The organism is Martinezella lusitana (genome assembly GCF_010668395.1).
Taxonomy (GTDB): domain Bacteria; phylum Pseudomonadota; class Alphaproteobacteria; order Rhizobiales; family Rhizobiaceae; genus Rhizobium; species Rhizobium lusitanum_A.
In genome coordinates this window covers 96,611-117,775 of record NZ_WUEY01000010.1, presented here as the reverse complement: position 1 = coordinate 117,775, position 21,165 = coordinate 96,611, and the positions used below count along the sequence as shown (strand labels likewise).

Here is a 21,165-nt window from a genome sequence, read left to right as displayed (position 1 = left end):
GAGCCGCAAGCCATGCAATCGATAAAATCCAATGCAGTCGAACCCACGAAATACGATCTTCGCGGCAAATCGTTTGGCCGTAAGCTTGTCCATCTCCTGCCCGTCTACGGGCTGGTGCTGCTCACGCTTCTGCTGATCGTGATCTTTTCGCTGGCGCTTCCCGACACCTTCCCCACCTTGCTGAACGTGCGTTCGATCATCAGCGACAAGGCGATCATCGCCATTCTTTCGCTCGCGGTGATGATCCCGATGGTGACGGGCAAGATCGACCTGACAGTCGGATATGGCATCGTCCTGTGGCATATCCTGGCGATAAGCCTTCAGACGCAGTTCGGATTTCCCTGGCCGGTCGCGGTTGTCGTCGTCCTGCTGCTCGGGGCCGTGGTCGGAATGATAAACGGCATCCTTGTCGAGGTTGCCCAGATCGACAGTTTCATCGCCACGCTCGGGACCGGAACGATCCTCTATGCGCTTGCGCTCTGGCATACAGGCGGACGCCAGGTTGTCGGCACGCTTCCCGAAGGGTTTCTCGCGATCAACAATACCTGGCTCTTCGGGCTGCCGATCACGGGCTACTACGTGCTGGTGCTGGCAATCGGGCTATGGCTGCTGTTTGAATATACTCCACTCGGCCGCTACCTCTATGCCATCGGCGCGAGCACCCGCGCCGCCGCGCTGAACGGCATTCCGGTGCAGCGCTACGTCATGGGCGCCTTCACTGCGTCCGGCGTGCTCTCGGCAATCGCCGGCATCATTCTCGCCTCCAAGCTCGGCATAGGCCAGGCGAGCGTCGGTCTCGAATACCTGCTGCCGGCTCTTGTCGGCGCATTTCTCGGCTCCACGACGATCAAATCGGGCCGGGTGAATGTCTGGGGCACCATGGTCGGAGTAACCATCCTGGCCGTCGGCATATCGGGAATTCAGCAGTTCGGAGGCGAGTTCTTCGTCGAGCCCTTGTTCAACGGCGTCACGCTGCTGATCGCGATCTGCATCGCGGGCTATGCGCAGAGGCGGCGGAGGTTCTCGACGCCGAAAAACATAAAATCTGAGGGAAACTAGCTTTTTAAAGGGAGGAAATGGCATGCGCATGAACAGATTTCTCATGACGACGGCGGCCGTTCTGGCCAGCATGCTCGTCAACTACTCGACGGCGTCGGCAGACGCATTGGTCGACGAGGCCAAGGCCAAGGTGGCCGCAGCATCCCAAAAGGTCGACAAGTGGGACGGTCCGACCTCCGGCCCCAAGGCGGCCGCCAGCAAGACGATCGTTTATGTGGCCGGCGACATGCGTAACGGCGGCATTCTCGGCGTTTCGGATGGCATCAAGGAAGCGGCAGCCGTCATCGGCTGGAACTATCGCGCCATAGACGGGCAAGGCACGGTGTCCGGGCAGGCCGCGGGCCTTGCTCAGGCCGTCGCGCTGAAACCGGACGCAATCATCGTCGGCGGCAGCGACGCGGTTCAGCAGAAGGCAGCGCTCGAAGCCGCGGCCAAGCAGGGGATCATCATCGCCGGCTGGCATGCCGGGCCGATCCCCGGACCGATGGAAGACGCGCATCTCTTCGTCAACGTCACGACGAATGCGATGGACGTTGCCGAAATCGCCGCCATGAAGGCGATCGCGGATTCCGACGGCAAGGCCGGCGTCGTGATCTTCGCCGACTCCGCCTATGCAATCGCGATCGCCAAGGGCCGCGCGATGGAAGCCGTCATCAAGAAGTGCAGCGGATGCAAGGTACTGGAATTTCAGGACACGCCGCTTGCCGACACGTCAACCCGCGTGCCGCAGCTGACGACGACCATGCTGCAGAAGTTCGGCACGAAATGGACCTATTCGCTGGCAATCAACGATCTGTACTACGACTTCATGGGACCGTCGCTGAGCTCGGCCGGTCTGAAGGGCGATGGCGCACCGTTCAACATCTCCGGCGGCGACGGTTCCGAATCGGCCTACCAGCGTATCCGCAGCGGCCAGTATCAGGCGGCAACCGTTCCCGAGCCGCTGACGATGCAGGGTTGGCAGGTCGTGGACGAGCTGAACCGCGCCTTCAACAAGCAGCCCTGGTCCGGCTATATTCCGGCTATCCATCTCGTGACCAAGGACAACATCGCATTTGACGGCGGCGACAAGAACGTCTTTGATCCCGGCAACGGCTATCGCGACGAGTATCGCAAGATCTGGGGCAAATAAGCCGACCGAGCCCTGCAGCAATGACGAAGCGGAAGGTGTCTTTCGCTTCGTCTGATTCAGTCTTTTTGTCAGGACAGTTCCTTGCCAGACCATCGCACGACGGATCAGCTGCTGATGCTGATCGAAAAGAGCAGCCACTGCCTCAGCTTCTACAACGCCGACACGGGCGCTCTTGTCGACTCGATCGCATTGCCGGATTTTCCGCATGAGTTCGTCGTCGATTCAGCGCAGCAATTCGCCTATGTCGGTCATTACGGTATCAGGACATCGTCCAGCCCGGAAGCGGGCGGGTCGTCCATTCTGGTCATCGACATTGCAAACCGCAAACTGGTCAGAAGCATCGATTGCAGGCCCTATCACCGGCTGCATGGCATCGGAATCGATCGTTTCGACCGGCTTTATGCCCTCAGCGAAACATCCGGCGTCTTGCTGCAATTCGAAAATCCGCGCAATGCGGACCTGCCATCACGCGCCGCCGTCAGCGGCGGGCTCAAGAGCCACCTCTTCGCGCTCACGCGCGACGGCCGCTGGGCCTATTGCATGAACCTGCTGAGCCATACGGTGACGAAGATATCGCCATTGGACGCGACCGTTACTCCGATTGCCCTTTCGCCCGGCGAGAAGCCGGAGGGCATTGCACTGAGCGCAGATGAGAAGACGCTGTACGTCACGAACCGGATCTCGCAGACTATCGTGTCCATCGACACCGACACCATGACGATCCGAAAGAGCGCCCCGGCACGCCCTGATCCCGTGCGCGCCTACATGATGCCTGACGGCCGTTTGCTGGTGGCGAACTACGAAGACAACAGCGCCACGGTCGTCGATCCGCATTCTCTGGAGGAAATCTCGCGGCTGGAGCTATCGGGACGGCCGGCGGCTGCCTGTGTCGATGCCGAATCGAATTCCGCCTTCATCGCGCTCAGCACGATCGATGAATGCGTCCGGATCGATCTTGCAACGATGCGTATCATCTCGTCTTTCGCAACAAGGGCCGAACCCGACTGCTGTTTCCTTCTCCGTCAGTAGTAGGAACGGAGCCGCGGTCACGGCGGACCTCGCTCAGTGACCCAACCCGCGAGAAAATGAAGTCGCGCTTTCAGCCTTCGGTGGTCCAGCGCATCGGCGCGCCGATCTCCTGCCGAAGCCAGGGGTAAAAGCCGTTGAGGAAGCGGGTCGTCGAAGGGATGTAATAGCCGCCGTGATGCATGTGCGGATCGAGCGTCGTCGCGATCAGCCGGCCGCGGAAGCCGCGCCTGTCATCAAGGAGAATATCGCCGACGCGCTCCTCGCTGTGCGGCCGGCATAACTCGACGACCGTGTCCGCCGTCTCAGCTTTCAGATAGTAGCCATGCCGGTGCCACTGCATGTCCCTGAGGCCGATATAGCGATGCAGGCTGTGATCGGCGGTTCGCAGGCGGTGACCGCTGTCGGGATCCTCCTGCATGAACCAGGTGAAATTGGTCGGCGTCGGCACGAAGGTGAGCCTGGGATCGATGATGTCGGCGCGCATACCGCCCATCACCACCAGCAGGCCACCATCGTCAAGGAAGGCGCGCAGGCGGCTCGCGTGGCGCTTCAGCTGGTCGTTGTCGGAGCGGCAGGCGATCACCACGGCCTTGCTGTGAGCGAGATCGTCTTCGACCAGTTCGGGAAAGTAGGCCGTCCGGTCGATCATCCTGCCATAGTCGCGCAGAAAATTGAGATGTTGCGGCAACCCATTGTGAATCACGGTGACGCTCATGACCGCGCCTCCGCCAGCCAGTCGATCAGCTCATGCGTCAGGTTCGGCGTATCCTCCGGTCCGCTGTGAAAGGCTGAGATGTCCGGGCCGCCGTGACAGAAGAAAATGCCGCCGGCGTCATTTCCGAGATACCAGTCGATCGCATAGGCGCCGCGTCCGATGGTGTTGACCACCGTGGCGCCAGGCGGCGGCGGATTGTGGCCGACCCCATAGACGCCGGCCATGCCCTCGAGCAGATGGAACCGGTCGACCGGCAGCCGATCAAAAGCGGGATGAGAACTGTGGCGTTCGACCGAATAGTCCCCGAGGCCGGGCTGTGGGATCGGCTCGAACGGCCGCAGGAAGGACATGTAGGGACGAGCGACGATGTCGTTGGCAAGGATCGACGTCCCTTTCAGCCAGGCGTCCTCCAGCCAGGCCGCCTTACGCGACAGCATGATCTCGTCGCTCTGCATGGGGATGATGATCAGCCGATGGCGGAGCGGCGACGGCGCGTCCGGCAGATCGCGTACGTGAACGATCTCCAGCGTCAAAGGCGCCGTCCGATAGGCTTCGGCCGGCGGCTCGTCCTCGTTGCGACTGCGGATATAGAGAGCGTCGGCCATGGTCATTGCTCGCGTCCTGTTTCGGCAAAAGGGTCCACCGTGGCAGACCCTCCCATTCCCTGGTTTACTTGGCGGCGAAGCGCTCGTAGCCCTTGGCGCCGGCATTCATGTCCATGCGCAGGATGGCGTCGATCTGCTTGTCGGTCGGCGTCTGTCCATAGAGCTTCGGATACCAGTTCTTGACCTCGGCACGCAGGTCGAAGTTGAACAGATCGGGCTGCAGGATATCGGCAAGCCACATCCAGCCGAGCGGCGATTCCGCGCTGCCTGGATCCCAGCGATAACCACCCATGGGCATCTGGTAGACGCGCTTGTTCTTTGCCGCGTCGGTCAGGCCAAGCACCGGGTCGTCATAGAAGCGCTTGACGCTGGCCTTGTCCTCGAAGGTGCTGATGAAGATCACTTCGGGATTCCATTCGGCGACCTGCTCGACGCTCACCTGCTTCCACTTGTCGATATCGGCGGCGGCGTTGCGGCCGCCGGCCAGGAGGATCTGCCAGCCGTCGTGGTAGTTGTTGCCGACGGTCCAGAGCTTGTCGACGGAGTAGAAGAAGTAGGCGACCTTCGGCTTCTTGTCCTCGGCAACGCCCTTCAGCCCGGCCTGCAGCTTGCCGATGACATCATTGTGCCAGTCGTTGATCATCTTGGCGCGTTCCGGCTTGCCGATCGCCTGCCCGAGCATCGTCAAGCTTTGCTGAACATAGGTGTCGTCGTCACCACTGATGACGATGGCGGTGTTGAGGCCGGCATTGACCAGCGGTGCGATATTGTCATTGCCCGCATGGGCCCACTGCAACACGAGATCCGGCTGCAGCGCCGCAATCGCCTCGACATTCGGCTTGCTGCCCTGGGCGGCACCACCGGCGAGAATTCCGGTCCCGAGCGCCTTGGCCTTCGGAAAGAACTCGCCGAGAATACCCTGTTCGATAGCCGAATAAGCTTCGGGATGGGCGGCGATCAGGCGGTCGGCGCTCTGGTCCAGCGCGATCACCATCGATGCCATCGGCACCGGAAAGGCGATGATCCGCTCGGCCGGCTTTTGGAGCGTGATGGTCTTGCCGGTGAGATCGGTGACCTTGATCTCCTCGGCATGGGCACATGTCCCGACAAGCAGCGACAGGGTGGCCAGCAATCCGGCAAAGCCCAGCTTTCTCATATTCGTTTCGACTTTCCTTGGTGAGTGTGTTGGCAATGTCATGGGTTCTCGGATCGCTCAGGGCAGCAATCGCGCCGTGTAGATGTCGGTGGCCGGCAGCGGTAGCAAACGCCCGGCCATCTCGGCCTTCAGCTCCTCCAGCCGGGCCTCTTCTTCGGCAGTCCTGTCCGTCTTGGCGCCGAGCACCACGAACTCCTCGCGCACATGACCCGGCTTGATGACGGCTTCGGCCGTTCTGCCGCGATAGGTGAAGCGGAAGACATAGGGGCCCGGCGGCTCGCTGATGACGTCCCTGCCGCCGATCGAACGGTCGACGACAAACCGGCCGTCCGTCAGAGCGCGGGTCGCCATCTCGATCGCATCACGTCCGCCGGGGCCTGAAAACGCCGTCAGAACGGAGATCTCGCGACGTTCCGGCGGCGTGTCCGAAAGCAGCGGAAAAGCCGCCTGCATGGATTTCAGGCCATGCGCGACGCCGCCCGGAAAGCCGCCGCCGTGAAAGCTATTGATGTCATCGAAGGAAAAGACGAGGTCCTTGCCGTTTTCGCGAACGGTGATCGTGTCATGCATGGAGATAGGCCTTCAGGTTGGGCACGAAGCGGTCGAGAAACCGCGTCGTGGCGGGCATGAAATGCGAGCCGTGGTGGAACATCGGATCGAGCGTGGAGAGGATCATCCGCCCCGGCGTCGAAGCCTCGTCGACGTACAGAATGGCGCGGCCTTCCGCGTCGGTCGCCAGCACCTCCGCACCATCGGGCGGTACGAACCAGCCGTGCAGATGCCAGGTGACGTCTTCCTTGACCATGCCGCGCATCAGCGGATGATCGGGCGCGACGATCGAGACGCCAAGATCGGCATCAGGGTCTCGCCACCACCACCAGTTCGTCGGCGTCTCGGTGAAATCGATCGAGGGAAGCCAGAGATCGGAACGGCTTTCGCCGAGCGCCACCACGGTGCCACCGGCCTGCAGATGGCTGGCGATGACCTCACGCTGAGGCATCATCCGCTGGGCCGGCGTGCGGCAGGGAACCCAGAGGGTATCGGCCGACTGGAGCACGTCCGCCAGCTCTTCCGGCGCCGCAATCACATCGAAGGCGTCCGCATAGCGCGGCCCCTCGAGGCTGCGGACGATATAGTAGGAGCCGACCGAAGGAGCGATGATGCGACCCGCTCTGACGGGCGCCGACTTCGCGCCGGCAAAGGTCTCCGGCTCCTCAAGGATACGGCCACCGGCAGGACGCACGGCATCCGAGGGCCACGGGTCGAGGCAAGCTCCGCCAGCGGTCCAGTCGAGAATCCGCCGCGTGAGTTCGGGCGAAAGCCCCCAATCCTGACCCATCGCGCCGAGATCGTTGCCGGCATGGGAGAAGACCCGCCCTCCGCCGGGTCGGGCCCAGACCCAGTCGACCGGCACCTGCGCTTCGCCAAGACCGTTGACGGCGACGGCGCCCATCGGCAGCGGATTGCAGCCGCGGCCGTAGAAGCCGGCAACCCCCTTGTTCGTCTCGATCTGCTTGAGATCGATGCCGGCAAAGATCGGATGCGGATTGACCGACGTCAGCGCGAAATCGGACCGTTTCGGGGTGTCGATCGGACGATACTGCGCCATGCCGTCAAGCAGCGGGCGGACAATATGGCCGTTGAGGAACCAGCGGCCGCCGGCATCAAGGAAGGCCGCGAGAGTATCCCTCATGGTGAGCATGGCGTTCTGGTCCAGCTGATTGCCGGTGACCAATCCACAGCTGGCGAGAAGCCGCGCGTGCGTCAGATCCGTCTGCTCGACGATCTCGATTGCCCCTGCGGCTGCGGCCTTCATGAGAGTTTCCGACGGGGCGTCATAGGCCGATTTCAGATAGATGACGCTCATGCCGCCACCTCGATGCCGGCAAAGGCCGGAAGGATGGCTTTCCGGGTCTTGCCACCCGCACTCGTTACATCGACCCAGCGCATGGGCACGCCATAGAGTTCCGAGAGTTTTTCCGGTTCGATCATGTCGGCGACCGGGCCGCTGATTTCGCGCCCGCCCGGCATCATCAGCAGGACATCGTCGGCCGTGGCAAGCGCATGGTTCGGATCGTGGGTGGTAAACAGAATAGCCTTGTCGCGCCGGTGCCTCAGCGTGTTCAGAAGATCGAGGGTTCGCGACTGGTTGCCGAGATCGAGCGCCGAGGTCGGTTCGTCGAAGACCAGTGCCGGCGATCCGGTCGCAAGCGCCCTGGCAATCAGCACCATCTGGCGCTGGCCGCCCGACATGCGGTCGTAGCGCAGGTCCACCAGCTCGCCGGCGCCCACTTCCGCGAGCGCATCCTGTGCGGCCATCCGATCCGCCGCTTTCGGCTGGCCGAACAGGCCAAGCCGGGCCGCACGGCCCATGACAACCACCTCGAGGCCGGTCAGCTTGGCCTGCGAAGCGCCATGCTGCGGCACATAGCCGGCGACATCGGGTGCCTGCCGCGTGCCGCTTGCCAATGATTGAAAGCCGAGAAGGCCCCGAAGCAGGGTCGTCTTGCCGCGCCCGTTGGGGCCGAGGATCGCCATGGAACGTCCGACGGGTACGGTGAAGGAGATACCGGAAAACAGTGTCCGGCTACCGAATGCCACCGTTGCATTGTTGAGCCCGATCATGCCCGGTTTGCCTCCCTGAAGTGGCGACGCAGCAAGTAGCCGAAAACCGGTGCGCCGATCAGGGCGGTCAGAACCCCGAGCGGGATTTCCGCCGCCGTTAGCGTTCGCGCCAGCGTGTCGATGAAGGTGAGATAAGCGGCGCCAAGCAAGGCCGCCGCCGGAATCAGGGCACGATGATCTTCGCCGACGAGGATACGTGCCGCATGCGGCACGACGAGGCCGATCCAGCCGATGATGCCGGCGATGGACACGGAGGTGCCCGTCATCAGGGCAATGGCGACGAAGACATACCAGCGCTCGCGGTCCGGATTGACTCCAAGCGAACGCGCCTCCTGTTCTTCAAGCGCCAAAAGGTTCAGCCGGTATCGCAGCAGGAAGATGACGCCGAGACCGATCGCCATGCCGGGAATGGCAAGACCCAGCCGCGCCCAGGTCGCGGTGGAAAAGGATCCCATCAGCCAATAGACGATGGCGGGAAGCGATGTATTGGGATCGGCGACGAACTGAACGACGGAGACGAGGGCCGCGAACAGCGCGCCGACGACCATGCCCGAGAGAATGACCGTGATGACTTCGGTGCGTCCGTTGATGCGCGCCAGCATCCCGACGAGCACCAGGGCCGACAGGCCAAGCACGAAGGCCATGCCGAGCATCTCGACGCCCGCATAGCCAAACAGAATGGCAAGCGCGCCGCCGAAGGCCGCTCCCTGGCTGATGCCGAGCACCTCCGGCGCCACCAGCGGATTGCGGAATACGCCTTGCAGCGCGGCGCCGCCGACCGCAAGCGCTGCTCCGGACAGGGCCGCCAGCAACACCCTTGGCAAACGAACCAGGAGAACGATCCGCTCATCCATCTGCGCCGGCATGGCGTGGGGATTGCTCAGCGCGCCGAGCAGGATTTCGCCGATCCTCGGTATGGCGACGGAGAAGCGTCCCGCGCCGATCGAAAACAGCATGGAGGCAACGAGCACGACGATCATTGCGCCGAAGACGCCGATACGGACGCTTGTCATCCGCCGGCGCCCGGCTTCCGCTACGGCCAGGCTCATCTCACTTCGCCTTGAACTGGGCATAGTTGGCGGTATCGCCCTGCATGCCGATCCACAGGATGCCGTCGATGTCGGCGTCGGTCAGCTGATAGCCGTAGAGGGTCGCGTAGGCCTTCTTCATTTCCGCCCTGAGGTCGTAGGAGAAGACGTCCGGGTGCAGAAGATCGGCAAGCCACATCCAGCTCAGCGGGCTTTCCTGGCTCGGCGGATCCCAGCGATAGCCGCCAAGCGGCATCTTGTAGACCCTGTTGTTGCGCGCCGCATTGGTGAGCGACAGGATTGGATCGTCGTGGATGCGGCTGATCGAAAGCTTGGCCTCGAAGCTGTTGAGCAGGATGACATCCGGGTTCCATGCGGCGACCTGCTCGGGGCTGATCGTCGTCCCCTGCCCGACGACATCGGCCGAAGCGGAAGTGCCGCCCGCCAGTTCGATGGAATAAGCGTTGTAGTTCCCCTCGTTTCCGGAGGCGGACAGTGCTTCGAGCGCCCGGCCGAGATAGAGCACTTTCGGCTTCTTCTCGGCGGGAATGGCCTTGCCCTTTTCCAGCATCGCGGCCTCGACATCGGCCCGCCAGCCGTTGAGCATCGCGGCCCGTTCCGGCTTGCCCATGGCAGTGGCGACCATCGACTGATAGTCGCGCGCCTTCTGTTCCGTGCCATAGGAAATCAGCATGGCGGTCAGGCCGGCATTGGTGATCGGATCGACGATATTGGCGCCATAATCGGCCCACTGGACCACGAGATCCGGATTGGTGGCGGCAAGTTCCTCGACATTCGGGATGAAATTCGGGGCGGTGATGCCGGATGGAATATCCTTGGCTTCGGGAAAGATCCTGCCGAGAACGCCTTCGACGATCGCGCTTTTCGCCGTCGGGTTCATACCCACCAGCCGCGAGGTGCCCCCATCCATGGAGATGATGGTCGAAGCCATCGGGATCGGGATCGAGGCGATCCGCGCGGCCGGCTCCTTCAGGCTGACGACGCGGTTCGCCTGATCGGTGATTCGGATCGGATCGGCCAACGCCGCTCCCGCCACACAGGTACCGACAAGCAACAGGAAGGCTGGAAAGGCGTTGCGAACAGCAGACATCTAAATATCCTAAAATATGAGTTTAATAGTCCTGTTTACGCTTCATCTCAAACATGAGTTTAACTGTCAAGAAATCGACGATTGAAGACGACACCGAAGCACCCGCGAACGCGCCTTGGCCGCGAAGATGGCGAATTCCTGAGCCGGAGAACGACGGGTGGCGGCAGGCGCACAAGATGTCCGCCTATTTCGTGATGGCGGAATTCGGCTACCCGCTGAAACGATGGTTTCCTTCGTCGGCGAACATCACTCGATGCCCGGAGTTCGAGCCGGTCTGCAGGCTGCGACCAATTGCCCCGAAAATCGAAATGCGCCGTTGCTCGACCATGGCATTCACGGCCTTCAGGGAGCCGAGGAAGCAGCCTGAACAGGAGGGCAGCCGCTGGATTTTTCCAAAATTGCCCCTCCTTTGGAGGGGCGCAATGTTTAGAAACATTCCCGCCGATTATTCGCCACATTTTAACTTGATTCTTTTAGTCATGTTTTATAACGGTTTGCCCGCAGTCGATTTTGACTTGGGGGCAATGTCAACAAATGCAATTCGAGACCCAAAGAAAGAACAATTCTTTCTCATTCAATTTCAGTAACATAACGGTATTGACGACGATCTTTCTGGCCACCGCCGGCTCCGCTGCGCTCGCTCAGGACGTGCAGCCCATTGAACCCAGGGAGGGCGAGACGGTTCTCGACAAAATCGTCATTCTCTCGACGCGCAAGACGAAGCGCGTGCTTGACGTCCCGCAATCCATCTCCGTTGTCACACGCGAGGAACTGGAGGATCACGATGTTCGCGACATCCAGGATCTCGTCCGCCACGAACCCGGCGTCACCGTCGACCGGACGACCTCGATTACCAATCCATGGGGGCAGCTCAACAGCTTCAGCATTCGTGGAATGAGCGGCAACCGCGTTCAGCTGACCGTCGACGGATCGCGCGTGCAGGAGCGAATCACTGACGGAAGTCGCGACTTTTTCGACATGAGCAATTTCAGAGCCGTCGAGATCGTGAAAGGTCCGAACTCGGTCCTTTGGGGCGCCGACGCCGTCGGCGGCGCCGTGATGTTCCAGACGCTCGATCCTTCCGACCTCCTGACCGACCCGAGCAGGCCGTGGGCTTTGCAGGTCAAGACGGATTTCAACAGCTTCGATAGAAGCTGGCGCAAGCAGGTGACGGGCGCTTATGACTTCGGCGACGTGGAAGTCCTCGGCAGCTATGGCCAGGTATCGGGCCATGAGGCGCGATTGAGCAATGCGCGCGCCGACGGCGGCGCATGGGGATGCACCCGCCTCAACTTCGGTTGCGATCGTCTCTTCCCAGCCGATACCACCGTCAACAACGCACTCGGAAAAATCGTGTGGACGCCGGATGGCGACCATACCGTCAAACTGACGGGCGAATTGTTCGGACGCGATACCGACATTCTGCAGCTCTACGATTCCGGAGCATCCGCCACGGGCGTGCCGACGAAGACGGCATACAACAGCGATGCATACAAGCGGGACCTTGAAATGAGCCGCAAGCGGGTTGCGCTGGAGCATGAATGGCAGGTCGGCACCGATTGGCTTGATAGCATCGACTGGAAACTCTCCTATTCCGACCAGAGCCGCAAAACCGACAGCAACCAGCGCCGGATCTACTCGAACCGCTATCAGTTGCAGAACCAGTATCGCGACTACTCCGAGAACTTCCTCGAACTCGACATCCAGATGCAGTCGTCCTTTGACCTCGGCGACAGCAAGCACACCCTGACCTATGGTTTCGATGGCGACCGAAGCAAGGGCGACTATGCCGGCATCAACACCACCTACAATTCCCTGACGAACGTTACGACGAAGGCAATCAATCAGGGCTTCAGTTTCCCGCGCGTTACCACGGAACGCGCTGACTTCTATCTTCAGGACGAGATCAGCCTGCTGGATGACCGGTTGACGCTGACGCCGGGCGTCCGGCTCGCATACTATTCGATCGACCCGACAGGCGATGCGAGCTACCCGGGGCTGCCGGGCTATCGTCCGGAAAAGCAGGACAATCTCGAACTGATCAAGCGCGCCGGCGCCATCTACAAACTGACGGACAGCTACTCGGTCTATGCCAGCTACGGCGAGGGCTTCAAGATGCCGACCTCGGCGCAGCTGTTCCAGTCCAGCGACGATCCTTTCTCCGGATCGTCGATCATTCCGAATCCGAACCTCAAGCCCGAGTCGGTCGACAGCTATGAAGTCGGCTTCCGGGGCGAATTGGACAGGGGATACTTCACGGTCGCCACGTTCTACTCGAAATACAAGAACTTCATTCGCGGCTTGCAGCCAACGACGATCATCGATGACGGCGGCGTCCCGGTTGTTGGATACACCTCTGACAATGTCGAGGATGTGCGTCTTTGGGGTATCGAATTCGGCGGTGAATACGAGGTCATGACCGATACGACGATTTCCGGAAGCCTGTCCTGGAGCAAGGGACGCCAGCGTGTCGCCGCAACGGCCGCGGAGACGGCCTTCAACGGAGCGATGCCGATCAATGCGGTCATCGGGCTAAAGCATGTGATGCCGGAGTACGATCTGCAATTCGAGGTGTTCGGCACCTTTGCGGCGGGGCGGACCGAGAACGCGGTGGCCACGAACTTCCTGCCGTCCGGCTACGCGGTGTTCGATACCTACGCAAAATGGACACCGCGGAAAAACTTCGAACTGACCGTCGGCGTCGAGAACATATTCAACCGCCGCTACTTCCCAAGCAGCGTCACGGAATATGCCACCGTTGCACCATCGGCCGCCACCGCGAACGTCAATCCGCTGGAACTCCAGACGGGTCCGGGCCGTGTCTTCAAAGTCGGCGCCACGGTTAGGTTCTAGTCATCACCCGGCAGCATGCGGGCACTGCCTGCCCGCATGTCCTTTCCAACCTGGAAGAGCGCATGCTTCATATTGTCAGGCAATTCATCAGGCTTCTCGGAATATGTATCCGAGCGCCCGGCGGCAAGGCGCAGGTGGCGCTTTTTGCCATCATCGTCGCCCTGGAACTCGGTTCGGTCTATGTCGGCGTCCGTCTTGTCCAGTGGACCGGCGCGTTCTATGCCGCTATCCAGAAGATCGACGGGCCGGAAACGGTGCGGCAGATCGGCGTTTTCGCGATCATCGTCGCCTTGAACTCCGTTCGCGGACTGACGGCGGACTACCTGCGCAAGAAACTCGAAATCGCCTGGCGCGGCGCTCTTACGGATCACGCCATCGATCTTTGGACCACGAACAAGGCATACTGGCATCTGGCGCAGTCGTCGACCGACCGTATCGACAACCCGGATCAGCGTATCGCCGACGATTGCCGCATCTTCATCAACAGAATCCTCGGTGAAGCGCTGGATCTCATCAGCCGGATCGTCGGCCTGGCTTCCTATCTCGCAATCCTGTGGAGCCTTTCGAATTTTCCTCTGTCACTGGGATTCATCGGTATCGATCTCCAGATCCCGCGATACATGATCTGGGCGGCTTTCATCTACGTTGCCCTGTCGACCGCCATCACGCATTTTCTCGGCCAGCCCTTGAAACGCCTGCTCTCCGAGCAGCAGCGCCGGGAGGCGAATTTTCGCTTCTCGATGGCCCGATGGCGTACGGCCTTCGACGAGGTTGCGCTCGCGAATGGGGAAGCGGCGGAGAAGGCGACGCTTCGCGCGCGTTTCGACGATATCGCCGACAACTGGCTGAAGCTGATGAGACGTGAGCTCGCGCTTGGAGCATTCACCTTTCCATTCAAGCACACGGTCTTGCGCATCCCGCTATTCGTCGCCTTGCCGGGCTATATTGCCGGCCATGTCGCGTTCGGCGGCTTGATGCAGCTGAGCATGGCATTCTCGAACGTCGTGACCGACCTTTCCTGGTTCATCTTCTCATATCGCGATCTGTCGGAGCTTGTTGCGACGTCGTCCCGTCTCGACAGATTCATGCAGGCGGCCCAGGCCGAGGCGGCACACGACCGGGCCGGCTTCCGCCGGTCGAAGAGCGGCGACGCGCTCCGTCTTAAAAACGTCTTTCTGCGGACCCCCGACGGCAAGCCGCTACTGTCACTGCGTGAACTGACGATCGGGCCGGGAGAGACCGTCTGCCTTCGCGGCGCGTCGGGAATTGGCAAGACGATACTGACCAAGTCACTTGCCGGCCTGTGGCGCCACGGCAGCGGCGATGTCGCCTTCCCCGCCGGCGGATGGATGTTCCTGCCTCAAAAAGCCTATATGCCGGAAGGAGGCCCCTTCGCGGGTGCCGCCTATCCCTATCCCGTCGCAAGCTTCGACAGGCATGCGATCGCGGAAGTCCTGGGCGCTGTCGGCCTGTCCCGCCTCGTCGGCGAGGGCCCTGAGCCCGGCGCTCAAGGCGACGGCACCGACAGCTTGTCCGGCGGAGAGCTGCAGAGATTGGCGATTGCCAGACTGCTCTTGCATCGGCCGGACTGGGCGGTGCTCGACGAGGCAACCAGCGCCCTTGACGACGCGGCCGAGACCGAACTCCTTTCTCTGGTTCGAGAGCGGCTGAAAAACACCACGCTCATCCTCATAACGCATCGCCTGCCGGAGAAGCTGGCAGCCGCGCGTTTGATCAATCTCGACAACGACACCGAAAAGCTCGTTGCAACCGCATGAACCGAACAGCAGGAACGATTGACATGACCGAGACGCCGACACCGGCTCGCCGCTATATCGACAACGACCCGAAAGATGTCATCCTTCGACTGCCGGGGATCGGCAATCTGATGATTATCGGCAAGCGCCACGGCGCGACGCACGAGCGGATTGGAACTGTCGAAAGCGTGACCGAAGACAATGGCCTGCTGCGCTGCGGCGGCGTGGCTCAGGACAGCTGCATCGACCCGGCGTCGATCACGAAGATCGTAATCGACACATCGAGCATCATGAACGAAAAGGTCTATCCCCGCATCGATTTCAACGGCGCGGACGGACTGCCCGTCTTCGCCGTGGTCGGCTTCGGCGGCCTGGAGCCGTTCGAGGCCGCGCTGGAAGGACTGGTCATGACTGCGGACGCAAGCATCCCGACAAGGCCGCAACGGCCTGAGCGTGCTCCGGTTTCGCCGGAGGATCCAGCATTGGCGCCGCTCAACGCCGCGCTTTCGTCAGGAGCACCGATTACGATTGCGTTCGAGGCGACGGGCTTTTCCCAACGCTGGACTGGCGTGGTACCAAAGGTCAGTCCCGGCATGGGTTTCATCAACGTCATGACAGAGGATTTTCATCTGCATCTGCTGGGTTCGACGGTTGGCCGCTGGCAGGAGGAAAGACGAGGCGATGGCGCCCTCATGCGAGCGCTCGACCCAGAGGGCAGGCCGACCGGGCTCACCCTCTCCTCCGAAACCGCCGCGGCGTTCTCGGCACATTCGACGGCCTCGGAGCAATTGGCATGAGCGGATCATTTCATGCGGCGGGAAGCTGGCTGGTGCCGGCAACAGGTGTGGCCATCGAACATGGCACCTTGATGAGCGGCATGGCCGGCAAGCAGGCCGTGCTCCTGGGGGAGACCCATGACCGATACGACATTCACCGCTGGCAACTGCACATACTTGCCGGTCTTCACGCCCACAAGAGCGCGATCGTCGTCGGCTTCGAGATGTTTCCGCGCCGGTGCCAGCCGGTTCTCGACAAATGGGTCGCCGGTGGGCTCGATACGCAGAGTTTTCTTGAGGAGGTGGAATGGAAATCGGTCTGGGGGTTCGCGCCGGAGCTCTACCTGCCGATCTTTCATTTCTGCCGGCAGTTCAAGCTGCCGATGAAGGCTCTCAACTGCCAGCGCGCGCTGGTGACGGAGGTTGGAAAACTTGGCTGGGATGCCATTCCCTTGACGGATCGCGATAGCGTTTCCCCCGCCAAACCTGCAACGCCGGCCTATCGCCAGTATCTGTTCGACATAACGGGTGGCGCCAGACCGGACCGAAAGGCCGCCTCGGCGGACGATCCGGAGTTCGACCGCTTTGTGCGCGCTCAGCAGACCTGGGACCGCGCCTTCGCATGCAATATGGCCGAAGCTCACAGGACGGCGAATATGCCCCTCGTCGTCGGGATCATCGGGCGCGGCCATCTGGAATATGGATACGGCACGCCGTTTCAACTTGCGGACCTCGGCCTTGAAGACGTCGCGGTTTTGCTTCCCAGCGACGCCGCATTCCAGGCCGATGCCGATCCATCGCGCGGCGCGATTGCAGATGCGATCTTTCGGCTTGATACCGGCCGCGAGAGGGACTGACCCGCTTGTCACGGGCGAGAAACTGGCTTGCCTGCTTTGGCCGGTATCGGAGAAAGAGTTGGTTCCTGCATCTGAACAATGCCGCCATGCAAGCTGGCATGAAATCGTCTTGTCGATCCTCGTGTGATCAGATTCGTATCCGGGGGCCAGCCGCAGCGATAAGCCGCTGGCCGACCGGGCTCACGTTAAGACGACCCGCATGACTGGCGCGCCGCGCGGATGGCTGAGCCTGCTGTCGCGCCCGATCCCACACGCACGAACCCGCACATCCGTAAGCGGGATACCAGCCTCGATGCCGATGTAAGTCTTACGCTCGTCACTTCGATGCAAACGCGGCGCCGGCACGTTGACGGCTAGATCTTTTCCCCATTCAATCCGTTGATCAACCAGTGCCATGTCCTGTCAAAATGCGCTTCTATACTCTGCCGCGAGTTGAACGCGTCGCTGCCCATCATTGCCGCGGCCGTCGGCAACGCGACCATACAGTGAATCAGATGACTGGCGATCGCCGTCGAGTCTCCCGCGCAAATCTCCCGCGCTTCCTGCGCGTTCGCAACCGCTTCGACCAGCTTCGCCATGATCGGGTCGGGCTGCGGCGGTATCGGCCCGCTCTTCTCAAAAACAACGGCCTCGCTGAAGGTGATGCGCTTCAATGCGATCAGTTCCGGCTCCATGTTGACGCGAAGAAGCTCGAGCATCAGGGACTTCAGGCGCTCAAGCGAATCTCCGGTGACCGGTGGCAGCTTCTCAAGTCTTGCAACGGCCCGCTTGTGCGCATGATCCACGACCGCTTCAAACAGCGCGACCTTCGAGGAGAAGCGGCGATAGACGGTATCCTTGCCTGCTCCGCAATGTGAAGCGACCTGTTCCATCGAGGTCCCGGCGAATCCCCTGCCGGCAAAGAGCTCGGTAGCGGCAACGATGATTCTTTCCGCCGCCATATCCTGGTCCGCCTTCGGAGGGCGGCCTATTCTCGCAACCGTGCTCACGCTTCTTGCAACCATCATTTCCTCCGTCTTTTCGCCTCCCAACCAGTCTTAAAACGTTGCACGCCCTTGCCAACATAAAAGTTGACGAACGCATTCATATTAACTGGACAGGACGTACCCGTTTGATTTAATCAACTATCAAAACTTGAGAGCTTCGACCATGGGGATAATTCGTGAAGCACAGCCTTTCATTGAAGCATATTTTGCTGATATCCACTTTTCTCGTTCCAGTCACACAAGCAGCCGCTCAGGAGAGCAGCACGCAACTGGCGCCGATCGTCGTCCAGGGCGCAGGGAATGCCGGCGACACATCCACGAAAATCGTTGCGAAATCGGCTCGAACCGCAACAAAGACCGCAACACCGGTCGCCGAGACGCCGCAATCGATCACGACGGTCACGCGCAGACAGATCGATGAGCAAAACCCGCAGACCGCCAGCGAGGCGCTTCGCTATACGGCCGGTGTCCTTTCGGACAGGGATACGAACTCCCGCTACGATTCCGTGTTCCTGCGCGGCTTTGGCGGATTTGGCACCTCGACCAATTTCGTCAACTATCTCGACGGACTGAAGCTGCCGCGCGGACAAGCCTTCGGGACGCCATCGATCGATCCGTTCTTTCTCGATCGTATCGAAGTCCTGAAAGGACCGTCCGCCCTCCTCTACGGACAGATCAGCCCAGGCGGCCTCGTCAACCAGGTCAGCCGTGAACCGTCGGATGTCCGTTCGAACGAGCTGCGCGTCGAGGGCGGAACCGACGGACGAATTCAAAGCGGGCTTTTCTCGACGGGGCCGCTGACGAGCGACGGCGCCTGGCAATACGGCGTTTCGGTCGTCGGTCGCTCCGCCGGCACCCGTTATGACCATGTCGATGAAAAGCGCATCGGCGTTGCGCCATCGCTGAAATGGGAGCCGGACAAGGATACGTCGCTGGTCATTTCCGGCTATTATCAGCGCGATCCGGAAGGCGGCTATTTCAACTCGGTCTACCCGAAGTTCCTCGCTCCGGGAAACCTGGGCCGGTTCCTCGGGCCGGACTTCAACATCGGCGACCCGTCATACGATTCCTTCGAGCGCACGCAATATGGCGCCGGCTACAGGTTCGAGCACAACTTCAACGATGACGTCACGATCCGCTCGAATTTCCGCTATTCCGGCCTGGATGTCGACATGCGCTCGCTCCAGATGGCAGGCCCGATATCCGCCGCAGGCCTCATCCCCCGGTATGCCCTCCATTCGATCGAGGATGCCAGGGGCTTTTCCTTCGACAACCAGGCCGAGTTCAAGTTCGACACGGGCGCCGCCAAACATACCTTACTTGCCGGCGTCGATCTCCAGCACTCGACCAGCAGCTGGGAATACCTGATGGGCGGCGCGACTTCCATCGATGTCACGAACCCTGCCTACGGCCAGCCCGTCGGCCCGTTCGCGACCGTGATCAACAGCGATCAATCTCTCCGTCAGACCGGCATCTATCTTCAGGACCAGATCGAATTCGGCCAACTGCGCGCCGTTCTGGGCGTGCGTCACGATTGGACGGACCAGGATTCGGACAATCTATTGGCACATAGCTCGTCCGATCAATCGAGCAATGCGACGAGCTACCGCGCCGGTCTGCTTTATCTGTTCGACAATGGCATCGCACCCTACGCAAGTTATTCGACGTCGTTCGAGCCGGTCATCGGCACCGATGCCAGCGGCAATCCGTTCACGCCCACGAAAGCGCGGCAATACGAGGTCGGCATCAAATACCAGCCGACCGATATCGATGCGCTTTTCACCCTCTCCGCCTTCGACATCAGGCAGGAAAACGCCCTGTCTCCCGGCACCGTACCCGGCTTTTCCGTCCAGCAGGGCGAGGTTCATTCCCGTGGGCTGGAGTTCGAAGCGCGTGGCAACCTCACCGCCAACCTGGAACTCATCGGCGCGATATCCGTGCTCGACACGGAGGTCTCGAAATCCACCGACACGTCGATCATCGGCAATCGTCCCCAGGCCGTGCCGCGTTACTACGGCTCGCTCTGGGCAAACTACACCTTCGATTACGCAGCATTGGAAGGTTTGAGCATCGGTGGCGGCGTCCGCTTCGTCGGCTCCAGCTATGCCGATGATGCCAACAAGGTGAAAGCCGAAGGCTATGCCCTGCTCGACGCGGCACTGAAGTATGATTTCGGCGCGAAGAATCCGAAGTTCAAGGGTCTCGAAGCCACGCTGAACGTCACGAACCTGCTCGACAAGGACTATTACTCCAGCTGCAGCTCCAACTATTATTGCCAGTACGGCAATGGACGGACGGTTCTGGCTGGCCTGCGGTATAAGTGGTGAGGCGGCCCCGATGATAACGAGACGCCGGTTCTGCACATCCATTGCCGCCGCCGCGATCCTTTCGCGGATCGAGCCCGCCCTGGCGCAGCCATCGCTCAAGGTCGTCGATCTGGCGGGGCGCGAGTTGCAGCTCGCCGCCCCGCCGAAAAGAATCATCCTGCTCGAAGCCCACGATCTGCTGACCATGTCCCTGCTGCATCCCGATCCGGCCTCGCTGGTGGTCGGCTGGGCCGCTGTGGACAGAATCGACAGCGAGCTTTTGCAGACACGCCTTCTGAACGGTCATTCGCCCAGTGTCGTCGGCAAGCAGACACCCGACACCATATCCCTGGAAGGACTGATCGGTCTCTCGCCGGATCTCGTGGTGACGAATGCCTTCATGACGCCCGACGGCGACAACAATCCTATGGTGGAGCAGCTGAGGCAGCTGGGCATTGCGGTGGCGTACAGCGACGCCGCGAGCAACAGCGAAACCGGCGGGCAGGCAAGCGACCCGGTCGCCGAACTCACGGCGTCCATGCGCATGTGGGGTACGCTTCTCGATGCGCCGGACAAGGCGGAGGCTTTCATTTCCTTCTTCGACAAGGAGCTGACCAAGATCGCTGCTCTCGTCAAGAATAGGCCGCCGGTGACGACCTATCTGGAAGTCCAGTCCACAGTGGACGATTGCTGCTGGGCGGCAGGGCGCAAGGTCTGGGGCGAGTTGCTGGCGCGGGCCGGCGGTCAACCCCTGCCCGGCGTGACAGCACCATGGTTCCAGCAACTCGCCCTTGAATATGTCCTGGCCACGCCGCATGACGTCTATATCGCTTCGGGCGGCGGCTGGGCCTCGGGCAGCCGTCCCGCCATCGGTCCCGGTATCGATCCGAAGCTCGGCCGCGAGGGCCTGCAACGGTTGGTCGATGGCAGAACGGGCTTCAGCCAGCTCTCGAGCGTCCGCAACAAGCGCGTGTACGGGATTTGGACAGGGCTGATCTCCAATCTGCCACTGAATGCCCTGTTTGTGGCCCTGGCCGCCAAATGGCTTCATCCCGAACTATCCGCCGACCTCGATCCCGACGCGATGCTGGAAGCGATCAACAAGGACTTCGCGGCGTTCCCGATCGAGGGGCCGCTTTGGGTCTCGATCTGATTTATGGAGCCGGTTTC

19 protein-coding genes and 1 other annotated feature are annotated in these 21,165 nt (G+C 61.2%); of the genes, 10 read left to right on the top strand and 9 right to left on the bottom strand.

Annotated elements, in window-relative coordinates; translation table 11 throughout:
• Positions 1-12: 12 nt before the first annotated feature.
• From GR212_RS21235 to GR212_RS21225, 3 genes are all read left to right on the top strand, one after another.
• Complete coding sequence (locus tag GR212_RS21235) at positions 13-1,059, top strand: ABC transporter permease (protein ID WP_163989103.1); 1,047 nt, start codon at positions 13-15, stop codon at positions 1,057-1,059.
• Between the two features lie 22 nt (positions 1,060-1,081).
• Positions 1,082-2,191 (top strand): ABC transporter substrate-binding protein, encoded by a 1,110-nt coding sequence (locus GR212_RS21230; protein WP_204326691.1) that lies wholly within the window; start codon positions 1,082-1,084, stop codon positions 2,189-2,191.
• Between the two features lie 81 nt (positions 2,192-2,272).
• A complete protein-coding gene (locus GR212_RS21225; RefSeq protein WP_204326690.1) occupies positions 2,273-3,220 on the top strand; it encodes a YncE family protein in 948 nt (315 codons plus the stop codon).
• 70 nt (positions 3,221-3,290) lie between these two features.
• Here GR212_RS21225 and GR212_RS21220 read toward each other — a convergent pair whose 3' ends face one another.
• Genes GR212_RS21220 through GR212_RS21185 form a run of 8 tightly spaced genes read right to left on the bottom strand, consistent with a single transcriptional unit; the run spans position 3,291 to position 10,460 of the window.
• Positions 3,291-3,935: a hypothetical protein gene (locus tag GR212_RS21220; RefSeq protein WP_163989099.1), complete on the bottom strand. Its 645-nt coding sequence runs from the start codon at positions 3,933-3,935 to the stop codon at positions 3,291-3,293.
• Positions 3,932-4,546 (bottom strand): hypothetical protein, encoded by a 615-nt coding sequence (locus GR212_RS21215; RefSeq protein ID WP_163989097.1) that lies wholly within the window; start codon positions 4,544-4,546, stop codon positions 3,932-3,934. The genes GR212_RS21220 and GR212_RS21215 overlap by 4 nt, the downstream gene beginning before the upstream one ends.
• 58 nt (positions 4,547-4,604) lie before the next feature.
• A complete protein-coding gene (locus GR212_RS21210) occupies positions 4,605-5,696 on the bottom strand; it encodes an ABC transporter substrate-binding protein (protein ID WP_163989095.1) in 1,092 nt (363 codons plus the stop codon).
• Positions 5,697-5,753: 57 nt separating this feature from the next.
• Positions 5,754-6,266, bottom strand: a complete 513-nt coding sequence (locus GR212_RS21205; protein WP_163989092.1) for a hypothetical protein — start codon at positions 6,264-6,266, stop codon at positions 5,754-5,756.
• On the bottom strand, positions 6,259-7,563 hold the full coding sequence (locus GR212_RS36870) for a hypothetical protein (RefSeq protein ID WP_204326689.1): 1,305 nt from the start codon (positions 7,561-7,563) through the stop codon (positions 6,259-6,261). Before GR212_RS36870 ends, GR212_RS21205 begins: the two co-directional genes overlap by 8 nt.
• Positions 7,560-8,321, bottom strand: a complete 762-nt coding sequence (locus tag GR212_RS21195; protein WP_163989090.1) for an ABC transporter ATP-binding protein — start codon at positions 8,319-8,321, stop codon at positions 7,560-7,562. The genes GR212_RS36870 and GR212_RS21195 overlap by 4 nt, the downstream gene beginning before the upstream one ends.
• Positions 8,318-9,370 (bottom strand): FecCD family ABC transporter permease, encoded by a 1,053-nt coding sequence (locus tag GR212_RS21190; protein ID WP_163989089.1) that lies wholly within the window; start codon positions 9,368-9,370, stop codon positions 8,318-8,320. The genes GR212_RS21195 and GR212_RS21190 overlap by 4 nt, the downstream gene beginning before the upstream one ends.
• 1 nt (position 9,371) lies before the next feature.
• Positions 9,372-10,460 (bottom strand): ABC transporter substrate-binding protein, encoded by a 1,089-nt coding sequence (locus GR212_RS21185; protein ID WP_163989087.1) that lies wholly within the window; start codon positions 10,458-10,460, stop codon positions 9,372-9,374.
• Positions 10,461-10,636: 176 nt separating this feature from the next.
• On the opposite strand from GR212_RS21185, the gene GR212_RS21180 reads away from it, so the two are divergent.
• The 5 genes from GR212_RS21180 (at position 10,637) to GR212_RS21160 (ending at position 16,703) form a co-directional block, all read left to right on the top strand.
• On the top strand, positions 10,637-11,047 hold the full coding sequence (locus GR212_RS21180) for a hypothetical protein (protein ID WP_163989085.1): 411 nt from the start codon (positions 10,637-10,639) through the stop codon (positions 11,045-11,047).
• Positions 10,642-10,759, top strand: a sequence feature (AL1L pseudoknot). (Overlaps the previous gene by 118 nt.)
• A 10-nt stretch (positions 11,048-11,057) precedes the next feature.
• A complete protein-coding gene (locus GR212_RS21175) occupies positions 11,058-13,313 on the top strand; it encodes a TonB-dependent hemoglobin/transferrin/lactoferrin family receptor (protein WP_163989083.1) in 2,256 nt (751 codons plus the stop codon).
• A gap of 62 nt (positions 13,314-13,375) precedes the next feature.
• On the top strand, positions 13,376-15,091 hold the full coding sequence (locus GR212_RS21170; RefSeq protein WP_163989081.1) for an ABC transporter ATP-binding protein/permease: 1,716 nt from the start codon (positions 13,376-13,378) through the stop codon (positions 15,089-15,091).
• A 23-nt stretch (positions 15,092-15,114) separates the two neighbouring features.
• Positions 15,115-15,867: a hypothetical protein gene (locus GR212_RS21165; protein ID WP_163989080.1), complete on the top strand. Its 753-nt coding sequence runs from the start codon at positions 15,115-15,117 to the stop codon at positions 15,865-15,867.
• Complete coding sequence (locus GR212_RS21160; protein WP_163989078.1) at positions 15,864-16,703, top strand: ChaN family lipoprotein; 840 nt, start codon at positions 15,864-15,866, stop codon at positions 16,701-16,703. The genes GR212_RS21165 and GR212_RS21160 overlap by 4 nt, the downstream gene beginning before the upstream one ends.
• A 353-nt stretch (positions 16,704-17,056) precedes the next feature.
• Here GR212_RS21160 and GR212_RS21155 read toward each other — a convergent pair whose 3' ends face one another.
• On the bottom strand, positions 17,057-17,644 hold the full coding sequence (locus GR212_RS21155) for a TetR/AcrR family transcriptional regulator (RefSeq protein ID WP_246725848.1): 588 nt from the start codon (positions 17,642-17,644) through the stop codon (positions 17,057-17,059).
• Between the two features lie 257 nt (positions 17,645-17,901).
• Between GR212_RS21155 and GR212_RS21150 the strand changes: the two genes are divergently transcribed.
• Both GR212_RS21150 and GR212_RS21145 read left to right on the top strand, forming a co-directional pair.
• Positions 17,902-20,016 carry a TonB-dependent siderophore receptor gene (locus tag GR212_RS21150; RefSeq protein ID WP_432444390.1) on the top strand — a complete coding sequence of 705 codons (2,115 nt, stop codon included), beginning with the start codon at positions 17,902-17,904 and terminating at the stop codon, positions 20,014-20,016.
• 10 nt (positions 20,017-20,026) lie between these two features.
• Positions 20,027-21,148, top strand: coding sequence for an ABC transporter substrate-binding protein (locus tag GR212_RS21145; protein ID WP_246725846.1), 1,122 nt, complete (start codon positions 20,027-20,029; stop codon positions 21,146-21,148).
• The last annotated feature ends 17 nt before the right edge of the window (positions 21,149-21,165 follow it).

What these genes read in the sequence shown, in the direction of transcription:
- GR212_RS21195 (WP_163989090.1), bottom strand. Translation starts at nt 8,321, where the DNA reads ATGATCGGGCTCAACAATGCAACGGTGGCATTCGGTAGCCGGACACTG.
- GR212_RS21235 (WP_163989103.1), top strand. Translation starts at nt 13, where the DNA reads ATGCAATCGATAAAATCCAATGCAGTCGAACCCACGAAATACGATCTT.
- GR212_RS21190 (WP_163989089.1), bottom strand. Translation starts at nt 9,370, where the DNA reads ATGAGCCTGGCCGTAGCGGAAGCCGGGCGCCGGCGGATGACAAGCGTC.
- GR212_RS21170 (WP_163989081.1), top strand. Translation starts at nt 13,376, where the DNA reads ATGCTTCATATTGTCAGGCAATTCATCAGGCTTCTCGGAATATGTATC.
- GR212_RS21210 (WP_163989095.1), bottom strand. Translation starts at nt 5,696, where the DNA reads ATGAGAAAGCTGGGCTTTGCCGGATTGCTGGCCACCCTGTCGCTGCTT.
- GR212_RS21155 (WP_246725848.1), bottom strand. Translation starts at nt 17,644, where the DNA reads ATGGCGGCGGAAAGAATCATCGTTGCCGCTACCGAGCTCTTTGCCGGC.
- GR212_RS21215 (WP_163989097.1), bottom strand. Translation starts at nt 4,546, where the DNA reads ATGACCATGGCCGACGCTCTCTATATCCGCAGTCGCAACGAGGACGAG.
- GR212_RS21160 (WP_163989078.1), top strand. Translation starts at nt 15,864, where the DNA reads ATGAGCGGATCATTTCATGCGGCGGGAAGCTGGCTGGTGCCGGCAACA.
- GR212_RS21220 (WP_163989099.1), bottom strand. Translation starts at nt 3,935, where the DNA reads ATGAGCGTCACCGTGATTCACAATGGGTTGCCGCAACATCTCAATTTT.
- GR212_RS21165 (WP_163989080.1), top strand. Translation starts at nt 15,115, where the DNA reads ATGACCGAGACGCCGACACCGGCTCGCCGCTATATCGACAACGACCCG.
- GR212_RS21205 (WP_163989092.1), bottom strand. Translation starts at nt 6,266, where the DNA reads ATGCATGACACGATCACCGTTCGCGAAAACGGCAAGGACCTCGTCTTT.
- GR212_RS36870 (WP_204326689.1), bottom strand. Translation starts at nt 7,563, where the DNA reads ATGAGCGTCATCTATCTGAAATCGGCCTATGACGCCCCGTCGGAAACT.
- GR212_RS21180 (WP_163989085.1), top strand. Translation starts at nt 10,637, where the DNA reads ATGTCCGCCTATTTCGTGATGGCGGAATTCGGCTACCCGCTGAAACGA.
- GR212_RS21230 (WP_204326691.1), top strand. Translation starts at nt 1,082, where the DNA reads ATGCGCATGAACAGATTTCTCATGACGACGGCGGCCGTTCTGGCCAGC.
- GR212_RS21145 (WP_246725846.1), top strand. Translation starts at nt 20,027, where the DNA reads ATGATAACGAGACGCCGGTTCTGCACATCCATTGCCGCCGCCGCGATC.
- GR212_RS21185 (WP_163989087.1), bottom strand. Translation starts at nt 10,460, where the DNA reads ATGTCTGCTGTTCGCAACGCCTTTCCAGCCTTCCTGTTGCTTGTCGGT.